Origin of the sequence: Grimontia sp. AD028 (assembly GCF_000973155.1) — a bacterium.
GTDB lineage: Bacteria > Pseudomonadota > Gammaproteobacteria > Enterobacterales > Vibrionaceae > Enterovibrio > Enterovibrio indicus.
In genome coordinates this window covers 82048-93987 of sequence record NZ_LASY01000008.1, presented here as the reverse complement: position 1 = coordinate 93987, position 11940 = coordinate 82048, and the positions used below count along the sequence as shown (strand labels likewise).

The following is an 11940-nucleotide window of genomic DNA, read 5'->3' as shown; positions in this document are numbered from 1 at the left end:
GTTAACCTTTTTAATGAAAGATGTTTACAATCAGGTCACGTCTTCTTTGTTGAGGCCGTACTTACGCATCTTCTCAACCAGCGTGGTACGTCGCATACCCAGCATGTCGGCTGCACGGGCAACAATACCCATTTGCGCTTCGAGTGCCTGACGAATCATTTCCACTTCCAGATCTGCCAGCATAGCTTTCAGATCAACACCTTCCGGTGGTAGCCCTGCTGCAGAAGGACTCGTAAAGCCCGGCATTTCTTCTTCCGGCTCGTCCATCGCAAACACCGCGTGCAGTGCGTCACGCTCCAGGTCTTCCTCGGCTTCCAAACCGCCCAAGGTTTCTGGTTGGAATTCCGGGATATCGCTGTAGCGATATTTCTTCGGCAGTCGGTTTACATCCACCATCTGACCCGGGTACAGAATCACCATGCGCTCGATGAGGTTAGCGAGTTCGCGGACGTTGCCCGGCCACTCGTGCTCCATCAAAGAACTGATCGCACGTGGCGTCAGGTGAACCTGATTGGCTCCTTCTGCTTCCAAACGCGCCATGAGTTCTTGAATCAAAAGCGGAATGTCTTCAATACGTTCGCGTAGCGCTGGCATTTCGATCGGGAACACGTTCAGGCGATAGAAAAGGTCTTCACGGAACGAGCCCTCTTCAATCATGGTATCGAGGTTGCGGTGTGTCGCCGCGACAACGCGCACATTCACCTGAATGGTCTTATTGCCGCCAACTCGCTCGAAACAACGTTCTTGAAGTACACGCAGCAGCTTAACCTGCATTGGCTGCGGCATATCACCAATTTCATCCAAGAACAGCGTACCACCTTCTGCTAACTCAAAACGGCCTTTACGCGCAGATATCGCGCCAGTAAATGCCCCTTTTTCATGGCCGAACAGCTCACTTTCCAGCAGCTCAGGTGGAATCGCACCACAGTTTACAGGCACAAATGGCCCTTTTCCGCGTTGCGAATGGTAATGGATGTTACGTGCGACAACTTCTTTACCGGTGCCGGATTCACCCAGAATCAGTACGCTGGCATCGGTACCTGCAACTTGCTCAATAAGATGACGAACATCGGCGATCGCTTCACTGCGACCGACCATGCTTCTGAATAGCGTATTTTTTCGGCTAAGTTGAGGAATATTGAATGCGCGCTTGCCGGAAAACTCCTGACAATGTCGGAGTGCATCAGCAAGTTGGGGATAATTTAGTGGCAGCTCAAGCTCACCGACGAAGTTTGGCAGTCCAGACAATTCCGCTTTGTGTTTTGCAAGCGCAATAATAGGAATGTGATTATTAATCGCCAAACTATCCAGCACTTGGGATAAGCGCTGCGGTGAGTGGATGTTACCCAGAAAACAAGCACCCTCGGCCTGCTTCCAGTGCGAATCATTTAGCTCAGTGGTTGAACATAGCAGGTATTGCTCACCAATAAACTCCAAGATAACGCCTAAATCGTGACGAAATTTTTCATCATCCTCGATAACAAGAATCTTCGTTAAACCTTGCATGTGTGAGATATATCTGCCCTAAAACCATCTAAGTCATCGGCGCGACGGATGTCACCAATAACAGAATAATCCAGCTATTGTAATTATTGCTTGGTATAAGGCAACTAGAGACACAATAAAGCTGTGACTCCAGTGCCAAGACAGATTAGATTGTAGTGAATCTGACGCGTTTTTATGCGTCTGCAGAGGTGATATTGTGATACTCAGCCGGTATTTGATCCCACGCTGATTTAATTTCGCGCAAAATATCGACAACTTCATCGATCGGCGCTTCCAGGTTGTCTCGGTTAGCCTCTGAGATTTGGCGGATCATGTAGTCGTAAAGCGCATCAAGGTTAGAAGCAATCTCCCCCCCCTCTTCCATCGACAAACAAGTACGCAAGCTGATGATAATATCCAGCGCCTTACCCAGACGTTCACCTTTCACTGCAATGTCGCCTTGCAACATCGCTGCTTTGCCCTGAACCAAACGTTCAATAGCACCTGCCATCAGCATTTGAATCACTTTATGTGGTGATGCCGCACTCAACTGGCTGTCTATTGAAACCTTTTTGTAGGCCTGAAGTGACCCTCTCATAACATTCCTCACCTACTCGAACTTTTTGTAAATTTGCACTGACTGACGCCCTTTCTTAAAACGACTGGCATGGGCTGCAGCACTATCACGTTGTACTTTTATAAGGCTAAATAACTGCTCAGTTCTGGCAATAGCCTGTGACCAAGCGGCTTGTTCCGGCTTCTCCGGCAACATCGTGATTTCTGCCAGACATTGTTTTCGAATATTCAATAACCGTGCCATCTCATTGGAGTCAACAGGGTCTGAATTCAGTACTGCCAGAAGCTGTTCATCAATCTCTGACAGTTGGGATAGCAAAGCGTGCATCGTTGTCTCGCTTACATCGACGGCATGATATTCATCATGGCCGACAGTTGAGATTGCATCTCTGCCATCGCGTTATCCATGGCGGAAAACTGCTTTAATGTGCGGTTTTCCAAATCTTCCATTCGGCGATCCAATGTTTGCTGCTCATCTTGCAGGCGCATACGCTGATCGCCCAAGCTGGATTCGCGGTTGCGAATAGCACCGCCAACACCAGTAAAGTTCTGTACGGTTTCTTCCACCTTGCGAGCGAAACCCTGATTACCACCGAAGAAACCTTCCAATGCCCCGAAGTTGCGTGTCAATTGTTTGTCCAGCAGGTTGTAGTTGATTTCCAACCGGCCATCCATCGTGGTGGAGATACCGAGCTCGCTCAATGTTTTGAGCGAATCAGGCGCACCTTCAATTGGCGTAGAAAACAAAGAGCGCATCTGGTTAACCGCGGAGCGAATCACGCTGTCACCCACCAAAGGGCCGCCCTGTTGGGTTTCAGGGTCGTACTTCGACAACGCTTTTGTCACTTGGTAGAACGCGTTGTAGGCGTCCACAAACTCTTCCAGTGACCCTTTCACCGTGTCCCTGTCTTCGTCCACAGTGACAATCACAGGGCCATCTGACGGCGAAGTCAGCTGGGACACATCGATGTTGACGCCGCGAATGGCATCAGAAAACGTATTGGTGTCGCTGGACACAGATGCCAGACCATCAATCAGAATGCGGGCATCCAACGCCGCCTGCATCTCATTCATTGAGTTGCTCGGGCTGGCAGGGTCATAAGCCAGTGCTTGCAGCGGTGACGTCACCGGTGCGTTCACACTGACGGAAATTTGGTTATCGACACCGGTTTTATCACCACCAAGGATCAATCGCGCACCGCTGTCATCATTGATAACGGACGCTTTGATACCAGGATTATTCGCACTGCTGTTGATGGTGCGGACGATATCGAGTAAGGAGCTGCTGTTTTCGTCGATATCAATGGTGGTGGTTCGGCCGCCCAGACTCAGCGTGATTTGCCCTGCGCCAAAATCAGCTTTGGCATCTAAACCGTCAGAGACGAGTTTATGAGACTGTGCGAGTTGCTGAACGTCGATGGAGTAAACGCCGGTAACGGCTTGGTGGTCGGCGGATGCGGAGACAGCTTCTTCGTTGCTTGAAACTGTACTCCGCGCCGCGAAGGTATTGTTACGGCGAAAGTCATACATTAAGTCTTTCATCGTATCGAGGGAGGTCTTGAGTCTACCGTAGGCGCTGATGTTAGTTTCAACATCGTTCAGGCCTTTAACGATTCGCTCTTGTTTAGGCGCACGCTCAGCTTCAACAATTTTGCTGACCATGGAGTTGATGTCCATGCCACTGCCGAGGCCCGTTGCGCTTAAACCCATTTTTCACTCACCTCAGTTATACCTTTTCTGCAACGAGCCCCCTCGCATGAAGAGACAGTTGCTGTGCTAGCTCTAGCATTTCTTTCTCAGGAATCTGTCTGATGATGTCACCGCTACTCATTTCGTAAACAGTCACAACACTTCTTCCAGAACTCTCATCAAGTCGAAATGACAAGCCTTTGTTAAAGGTAGACACAAACTCATCCAGTCGCTCAACCAGCATTTCGAGCTGTTCTTGCTGCATCTCCCGTGTAGCTTCAAGTTTTTGGACTTGTTCTACCCGGCGTTGAGACAGCTTTTCAACATTCTCTGCCATCTGCCGCTGGTTCGTGATGTTGGGTTGAGTCCCCTCCACAGATTGTTTACTGCTAGCAACTTTCGTGCCTGACTGTGGAGTCACATGAGACAGGGATGACGTAGAAACGGATGATAGGTCCATCGTAGTTCACCTCCTGTTAGCTATTGACGGTGAGGGGCAAGCTCACCGTCATTTTTGGTCTTGCTATTAGCCTAACAGGCTCAGTGCAGCTGACGGTGCTTGCTTCGCTTGTGCAAGTATAGACGTACCAGACTGCTGCAGGATCTGAGATTTAGTGAACTGCGTCGTTTCCTTAGCAAAATCAACGTCTCGGATACGGCTGTTAGAAGCACTCACGTTCTCGTTAACGTTATCCAAGTTAGAGATTGCGTGGCTCAGACGGTTCTGCTTCGCACCCAGTTCTGCACGGTGTGAATCGATGTATTGCATCGCGTTATCCACCAGGCCAACAGCGCGCTGTGCACCACCAACAGTACTGACGTCAACGTCTTGTACAGTTTGGTCAACTTTCGCTGCACCTGCGATACCCAGAGAGGTCGCCAGTGCGCCGGTGAATGCTACGTCTGCGCCAGAGGCAGAAACGATTTGCAGTTCGCCGTTTTCAGTCACAGATGCAGAAACTTTGCCGTCTGCTTGACCGTTGATGTAGGTTGCCACTTCTTCCACATCGTCGCCTGCTTTCGCAGAAACGTTGATGGTTGCTGTGGTACCGTCAGCGTTGGTGATAGCCATAGACAGTGTTGCACCACCCGTTGCGGTCCAAGCAGCCATGTCAGCAGACGCAGCTACAGTCGCTTTATAGGTCGCACCACCCATCATTGCTTCGTCAGCACGGATGTTCTTGAACTCCATGAAGACCGCTTCACCAGCGTCAGCACCGATTTGGAATGCTTTGGTACCGTAAGTACCGTTCAGCAGTTTCGCACCACCGAAAGAGGTTGTTTCTGCGATACGGTTCAGTTCGTCTTGCAGAGCAACGATCTCTTCCTGGATTGCCACACGCTCTTGGTCACCGTTAGCACCGTTAGCAGATTGCAGTGACAGGTCACGCATACGCTGCAGGATGTTGGTGGATTCTTCCATCGCACCTTCAGCGGTTTGTGACATTGAAATACCGTCGTTTGCGTTACGTACTGCAACGTCCAGACCACGGCTTTGCGAAATCAGGCGGTTAGAGATTTGCAGACCTGCTGCGTCATCCTTTGCGCTGTTGATACGGAAGCCCGAAGACAGACGCTCCATCGAATTGTTCAACGCATCGGTTGAGCTGTTCAGGTAGCGCTGAGCGGTCATTGCAGGCACGTTAGTGTTTACTGTAATAGCCATAACTATTCTCCTTTGGTACTAAGTCCGGCTTCCGCCCAGCAACCCAGGGAAAACCAGTTCTAAATCTCTCACAACCCATGTAACGGCACGTTTGGAAAAACCTTTACACCTTTTTTCCTACTTTTTTTACAAGCCACCTTGGAGGGTGAAAAGCCGTAAAATCATGGTGCTATGAAGGTTTTCGCCTTAAAGGAAGAAAACTTTAGAGATGATTTAAAAAATTTGTCGGCAAAAATACGCTGAGGACAGAAAAATCCATTAATAACAAGGCATAACAAGGAGAGAAGCCAGATAGGGAGTCAGTCTTTTCGCTGAAAAAACGCACAAAAAAAGCGGCAATGGCTTGCCGCTTTTCGGGATCTATATTCCAGATTACTGGAGGAGGTTGAGCGCCGCCTGTGGCAACTGCTTCGCCTGCGCAAGAATAGAGGTACTTGCCTGCTGCAGAATTTGCCCTTTGGTGAGCTCTGTCGTTTCTTTCGCGAAGTCAGTATCGCGGATGCGGCTGTTAGACGCAGAAACGTTCTCTTGGATGTTCGACAAGTTACTGATGGTATGGCTCAAGCGGTTTTGCTTCGCACCCAGGTCAGCACGCTGACTGTCGATGTACTGCATCGCTGAGTCGATAATACCCACGGCCATCTGTGCACCACCCGCATCACTGACGTCGATGTCTTGCGTTGTGGTTGCAGCACCTGCACCGGTCACTAAGCCCAGAGAGGTTGCCAGACCACCACCAAAGGTGACGTTACCAGAGAGCTTCTCTTCCGCGATGAAAACTTGCAGTTGACCTGCTTCGTCGACAGATGCCGTCACCATCTCGTCAGATTGACCATTAATATAGGTCGCTACTTCCTCAATATCGTCGCCAACTTTGGCATCAATGTTCAGGTTGATGGTATTGCCGTCTTTCGTGGTAAACGCCATGGTCAGTGTCGCGGCAGTACTTGCCACTTCCCAACCTGCCGATTTGCCGTTTGCGGCGATAAACTCGGTACCACCCATGCGGAAATCATCAGCACGAATACTGGTTAAGCCCATGATGATGGCCTCACCCGAATCAGCACCAATTTGGAAAGATGCTTCACCGAAAGAACCATTCAGCAGTCGACGGCCACCAAACGCAGTGGTTTCTGCGATACGGTTAAGTTCGTCCTGAAGCGCTGATACTTCTTCCTGAATCGCGATACGCTCAGACTTACCATTTGCACCGTTAGCCGATTGCAGGGAAAGGTCACGCATACGTTGCAGGATGTTTGTAGATTCCTGCATTGCACCTTCTGCAGTCTGGGCAATGGAGATACCATCGTTAGCGTTGCGCATCGCAACATCTAGGCCACGGGTCTGGGCTATGAGTCGGTTCGAAATCTGCAGACCAGCGGCATCATCTTTCGCACTGTTGATCCGACTACCAGACGACAAGCGTTCCATCGACGTATTTAGATCGTTTGTCGACTTGTTCAGGTAACGCTGCGCAGTCATCGCAGACACGTTGGTGTTAACTGTTACACCCATTTTGCTCTCCTTTGACTTTCGCGTATTTTGCGAAACAGCCTACCCGCGACAAACTTGTCCGAATGTAGAAGCGGGACCAGCCTTCAGTTCGTTATCAGGAACGGTATCAGTGCAACTGACACCTCATGCCGAATGTTATTCAAATAGCATGCCAATTTTTGGAAAGTCTTGTTTATCATCAACTTAGGAGCAATGAGAGCGGAGTCGATTAACAAAACGGCAAATAATTTGATTTTCTCCTCAAGAAAATCGGCAACTTGCCGCCTCCGGTCATTGCCTCTTCATAACCATAGCACCAGATCTTGCAATTAAGAGGGATGAATCACATTTTGTTCGAATAAATTTTTATTCTCAAAACAGAGACAAAGCAGTCCGCCTTCTAAACACGTGCGAATTTATCCATAAAGTAAGCGTCTTCCGGCACGGTATTTGCTGTCTTTTATTTAGTTTAAAAACTTAAGTTTTTCGCTCGAATAACTATATGGATTCCTTATGAACAATCCCTCCCAAACCAATGAAAGTGCTATGACACTGGAACAAGCGTTTGAGCATGGCGTTTCGCTCTATCAACATCAGAAAAAACGCGAAGCCAGAGAGGTGTTCGAACACATTCTTTCCCATGCGCCTGATGCCCTGCCTGTCCTGCAGGTACTGGCGGTGATGGACAGCGAAGGAGGTGCCTGGCAAGAGGCACTGAAAAAGCTGGATCATGCGCTGACCGTTGAGCCCGGCGATGCTTCAATTTTGTTTGATAAAGCGACGCTACTGGCACAAAACGGCATGAATAAAGACGCTCTCGAGATCGTGGATGCCTTGCTTGGCGTGGCACCGGATCACCAAGAACTGCTCGCCATGCGGCAACAACTTACCGCGGCAATCGGCAATCTGGGCGAAAGCCGTCGTACGGCAAAGCAAATGCATCAGGCGTCAGCGCAAAAAAATGCCGCCATGGATGCCGAAGTTCAGGAGACACTGGCGCTGGCTGACCAAATGGTGGCAAGCGGCAATCTGGATCAAGCTAAACAGCTCTATAACGCCGTGATCAGTGTGGTGGGAGACAACCCAACGGCATTGCTTGGTTTGGCAAAGCTTTATATGGGCGAGGAAAACTTTGGCCTTGCACGCCAAAACCTGCTTCGTGCGTTTGATATCGAGACGTCAGAAAAAGAAGTCGTGGTTCTGCTTAGCCACAGCGCTATCAAGATTGAAGATTTCAAAGCGGCACGTGAACATGCCCGCTTCGGCCTAAAGACCTGGCCGGCAGAGCCTCTCTTTTGCCGCTTGATTGTGTTGAGCTACGAAAAAGAAGAAAACTGGCTGGAAGCCTACCGACAGGCGAAAACTTTCATCAAGCCATACCCAACTGACGTGGATTTGCTGAACAGACTGGCAACAGCAAGCTTCCAGTTGCTGCGCACTCGCCATAATTTCACGCCAGCGGCAATTTTGGAATGTCAGCAACACATCCAACAGGCGGCAAGCGTGGCAAACGAAGAAAACAAGCTGCGTCTTTCCACTTATCTTGCGGAAGTACTCTGGTACAAAGGTGAAGCCAAAACCTCAAAAGCCCTGCTTGAAGATTACATTGCCCAATACCCTGACGATGTAGAAGCGGGTTTCAACATCAGTTTTGTTTACCGTACCCTCGGCGAATGGGAAAACTACTACCGTGCCAATGAGCTCGGCCTGACTTGCCATCGTCGCCTCCAATACAGTGGCAACATGCCTCAGTGGAACCTTGAACGCCCGAAAGATGACGTTGTTCTGGTGATGCCAGAGCAAGGCGTGGGGGATGAAATCCTTTATTTCCATAATCTTGCTTTGGTTTTGGAAAACACCCAAAAGGTTTACGTCGCCTGTGACCCTCGCTTGGAATCTGTGCTCAACCGCGCGTATCCAGAGGCAATCATGGTGCCGATCAAACGTATTGAAGGCGAAAGCATTCATATTCCAGAGGCAGTGATGAACGACATTACCTCTTGGGTGGCGGGCGGCAGTCTGGCTGGCATCTGCTTTGAAAAACATGGCCGTCACGTTTACCAGTCTGGTTACGTGAATTTGCCGGAAGACACCAAAACGCACTGGCAATCGAAATTAGCAGAGATTCGTTCAGTTAACGCAGACAAGAAACTGATTGGTATTTGTTGGCGAAGTGGCCTTGCCGCCGCAACCCGTAACATCCATTACCTGATCGCAGAAGAAGTCGCGCACTTGGTGAAGCAATTCCCGGATGCGGTGTTTATCAATCTTCAATACGGGGATTGCAGCAAAGAACTCAACAAGATTGAAAAGCTTTCCGGCGTGCGCATCATGCAGCTTGATGGTCTGGATCTGCGCGATGACTTTGAAGGCACTGCTGCGGTGATTAAAGGATTAGATGCAGTGATCACTGCGGGTACCGCAGTGCATCGTCTGACCACTGCCGTTGGCACACCTTGCCATGTATTCTTTGCCGGCACGGAAGAGTCTGATTTCAACCAGCCTGAACCTTTGTATTGCGACAGCGAGTTTGGTTACTTCTACCCACCTATGCTGGAAAACAAATATCCGCTGCTGGAATCCATTGTACGCCACATTCAAGCAAACTGATTCACAGCCAAAACAAAAAGGCCGCATCATAGTGATGCGGCCTTTTTTCTGAATTCACTGAACAAATTCTTTCGGCGTGCACCCTTCCCAGCGCCGGAAAGCTCGGTGAAAAGCTCTGGGCTCCGAAAATGCCAACCAATAGCTGATTTCCTTAATACTCAGCCTGCCCTGCTTTAAGTAAGCCACAGCCAAATCATGCCTAGTCGTATCCAGAATATCCTGAAAGGTTTCCCCTTCGGCTTTGAGCTTTCTGTATAGCGATTGCGCGCTGACCCCGAGACTGTCTGCAATCTCTTCTGCACTCGCTTTTTGGTGATGAAGACTGTCCACAATCCGCTTTTTCACTTCATTGGTAAAGGAACCCGAAGCGGCAATCTCTTGCATCAATTGCCTGGCATGTTCCGATAAAACGCCATGAATATATTCATTACTGCCACTTAACGGCATGTTGAGGAATCTTGTGTCGAAGACCAGTTGATTAAATGCTTTGTTGCCCAACACTTCACACCCCAGTAATTGGCTGGCTGCTGTTTGTTCTGCCTCAGATAAATGGCGGGTCAATTCGATATGCGCATTCTGGACCGCATCCGGCGGCAAATTCTGACCAGAGAAGGCCACGAAGCCGCCCAGCATCCTGTCTGTATGTTTCTCCAGTTCCCACGCCTCGTTTTCATTCAGTATCCGCAGGTAGACAATATCCTCCTCTTCCACTAATACGATACGCTGAGCTTGGTTTAGCAGCGGTGACATTTCGCTGAGTTGCTGCAGAGAATGACGCAACGTCGGGCTATGTTTGACGGCCTGGCCTAATGCACTTGCACCTTTGAAATCCGGATCAATGCCAACCCTAAATCCAAGGAGCGGATCGTTTCTCTGAGCCAAAGCCAGTTTCCAGAACGCGTTATAGGTATTAAGCCCGCATCTCTCATCTGGCGAGCTTTTTAAGTCTTTCGGCAGTTTTAGCTGTGTTTTAATCGCTTCGGTATCCCATCCCAAATCTGACAGGATCCTGTCGAGCCCCAGCAAAAAGCCCATGACCAACGTTGGTGAAGTGTCCATTTCCATCCCTTGATGACCAGAGTCCCTATTTGATGTCTACGGTCTCTGTGACTGTCATGGCTCCGATACTAACATTTGAAAAAAATGCAAAGGGAACGAGGGAAGAAAAATGCGTGAAGAAACAAATGGCCGCCGTAAGTTTTTAAAAGGATTGATGGGTGTCGGTGTTGTGGTCGCTGGCGGTACCGTCTATCGTGCGGTTGATAACGGCGTATTCAGCGTCGGTAAAGGTGAGCCATTTACACCTTGGACCGACTGGCAATCGGCGTCAAAAAGCGGTGAACTCGCCATCATTAACGCAGCCGTGCTTGCCGCAAACCCCCACAATACCCAGCCTTGGATTTTTGAATTGCGCGACAATGCGATTTGGCTCTACGCAGATACAGCGCGCCATTTGGGCACCATGGATGTTTATGGCCGTGAACTTTGCATAGGTTTGGGATGCGCCGTAGAGAATATGGTTCAAGCCGCTCCCGCGTTCGGGTTTGAAGCGACAGTATTGCTTGGCGACACAGACCTGACCAAACAAACCTGGAGCGGCGTGCCTATGCATGTCGCGACGATAACCCTGACACCGACAGGAAAGCAGGAGCAAAGCGAGCTTTACCAAGCCATTGGTCACCGACATACCGATCGGGGGGAATACCAGCGCGATACGCCGATCGATGCTTCGTCAATGTCAGCATTAACGGCAATTGCCAACGAGAGCTTTCCTGATGTCAGCCTTTCCCTGCTGACCACAAAAGCACACCGTGACGACTTTACCCAACAAACGGTCAATGCCACCCGCTTTATTGCCGCCGATCATCAGATGTCTTCTGACAGTTTCCGGTGGTTCAGACTGAGCCATAAAGAGATGCAAGCGCACCGTGATGGTGTTTACATTGATACTGCTGGGTTGCCTCCGGCCATCAGAGCCATCAGTAAAATCATGCCGACCTTATCTGAAGAGTCATCGAATCAATATTGGATTGAAGGTACGCAACGCACCATGGAATCCACACCAATGCATGGCTTGATCACACTGAATAATCTCTATAGCTCAAAGCAGAACATTGAAGCAGGCAGATTGTGGCAACGCATTCATCTTTGGGCGACGACACAAGGTATTTCGATGCAGCCAGTTAACCAAACCTGTGAAGTGATAGACAGACAAAAACAGCTAGAACAGCCGCAGACTTTTGCAGACGACCTGCGCGCGTTATCCGGCAAACCTCAATCCGCCACTTTTGCTTTCCGGGCTGGCTACCCAACCCTGACCGCGATCCCCAGCCCTCGTCGCGCCCTGAAAGACGTGGTGGCCAACGCATAAATACGGTCTATTGAGCTTTGGTATCAAAAAGAAAAAGGTCAGCATGTGC

The 11940-nt window shown here is 49.6% G+C and carries 10 protein-coding genes; 2 read left to right on the top strand and 8 right to left on the bottom strand.

Going from position 1 to position 11940, the window contains the following annotated elements:
• Positions 1-30: 30 nt before the first annotated feature.
• From RN22_RS02200 to RN22_RS02170, 7 genes are all read right to left on the bottom strand, one after another.
• Positions 31-1506 carry a sigma-54 dependent transcriptional regulator gene (locus RN22_RS02200; protein WP_046302914.1) on the bottom strand — a complete coding sequence of 492 codons (1476 nt, stop codon included), beginning with the start codon at positions 1504-1506 and terminating at the stop codon, positions 31-33.
• 172 nt (positions 1507-1678) lie between these two features.
• A complete protein-coding gene (gene fliS / locus RN22_RS02195; RefSeq protein ID WP_046302913.1) occupies positions 1679-2083 on the bottom strand; it encodes a flagellar export chaperone FliS in 405 nt (134 codons plus the stop codon).
• A 12-nt stretch (positions 2084-2095) separates the two neighbouring features.
• On the bottom strand, positions 2096-2389 hold the full coding sequence (locus RN22_RS02190; protein WP_002537880.1) for a hypothetical protein: 294 nt from the start codon (positions 2387-2389) through the stop codon (positions 2096-2098).
• 11 nt (positions 2390-2400) lie between these two features.
• Positions 2401-3771 (bottom strand): flagellar filament capping protein FliD, encoded by a 1371-nt coding sequence (gene fliD, locus RN22_RS02185; protein WP_046302912.1) that lies wholly within the window; start codon positions 3769-3771, stop codon positions 2401-2403.
• A gap of 16 nt (positions 3772-3787) precedes the next feature.
• A complete protein-coding gene (locus RN22_RS02180; protein ID WP_039849824.1) occupies positions 3788-4210 on the bottom strand; it encodes a flagellar protein FlaG in 423 nt (140 codons plus the stop codon).
• Between the two features lie 66 nt (positions 4211-4276).
• Positions 4277-5416, bottom strand: coding sequence for a flagellin (locus RN22_RS02175; RefSeq protein WP_046302911.1), 1140 nt, complete (start codon positions 5414-5416; stop codon positions 4277-4279).
• A 372-nt stretch (positions 5417-5788) separates the two neighbouring features.
• On the bottom strand, positions 5789-6931 hold the full coding sequence (locus RN22_RS02170) for a flagellin (protein WP_046302910.1): 1143 nt from the start codon (positions 6929-6931) through the stop codon (positions 5789-5791).
• 492 nt (positions 6932-7423) lie between these two features.
• Here RN22_RS02170 and RN22_RS02165 point away from each other — a divergent pair, with 492 nt between their 5' ends.
• Complete coding sequence (locus tag RN22_RS02165) at positions 7424-9520, top strand: tetratricopeptide repeat protein (RefSeq protein ID WP_046302909.1); 2097 nt, start codon at positions 7424-7426, stop codon at positions 9518-9520.
• Between the two features lie 54 nt (positions 9521-9574).
• On the opposite strand, the gene RN22_RS24445 is transcribed toward RN22_RS02165, so the two are convergent.
• Complete coding sequence (locus tag RN22_RS24445; RefSeq protein ID WP_052737478.1) at positions 9575-10579, bottom strand: AraC family transcriptional regulator; 1005 nt, start codon at positions 10577-10579, stop codon at positions 9575-9577.
• Positions 10580-10688: 109 nt separating this feature from the next.
• On the opposite strand from RN22_RS24445, the gene RN22_RS02155 reads away from it, so the two are divergent.
• Complete coding sequence (locus RN22_RS02155; RefSeq protein WP_046302908.1) at positions 10689-11891, top strand: hypothetical protein; 1203 nt, start codon at positions 10689-10691, stop codon at positions 11889-11891.
• Positions 11892-11940 lie beyond the last annotated feature (49 nt).

Coding starts and splice junctions, on each gene's coding strand:
- RN22_RS02200 (WP_046302914.1), bottom strand. CDS start 1,506: ATGCAAGGTTTAACGAAGATTCTTGTTATCGAGGATGATGAAAAATTT.
- fliS (WP_046302913.1), bottom strand. CDS start 2,083: ATGAGAGGGTCACTTCAGGCCTACAAAAAGGTTTCAATAGACAGCCAG.
- RN22_RS02190 (WP_002537880.1), bottom strand. CDS start 2,389: ATGCACGCTTTGCTATCCCAACTGTCAGAGATTGATGAACAGCTTCTG.
- fliD (WP_046302912.1), bottom strand. CDS start 3,771: ATGGGTTTAAGCGCAACGGGCCTCGGCAGTGGCATGGACATCAACTCC.
- RN22_RS02180 (WP_039849824.1), bottom strand. CDS start 4,210: ATGGACCTATCATCCGTTTCTACGTCATCCCTGTCTCATGTGACTCCA.
- RN22_RS02175 (WP_046302911.1), bottom strand. CDS start 5,416: ATGGCTATTACAGTAAACACTAACGTGCCTGCAATGACCGCTCAGCGC.
- RN22_RS02170 (WP_046302910.1), bottom strand. CDS start 6,931: ATGGGTGTAACAGTTAACACCAACGTGTCTGCGATGACTGCGCAGCGT.
- RN22_RS02165 (WP_046302909.1), top strand. CDS start 7,424: ATGAACAATCCCTCCCAAACCAATGAAAGTGCTATGACACTGGAACAA.
- RN22_RS24445 (WP_052737478.1), bottom strand. CDS start 10,579: ATGGACACTTCACCAACGTTGGTCATGGGCTTTTTGCTGGGGCTCGAC.
- RN22_RS02155 (WP_046302908.1), top strand. CDS start 10,689: ATGCGTGAAGAAACAAATGGCCGCCGTAAGTTTTTAAAAGGATTGATG.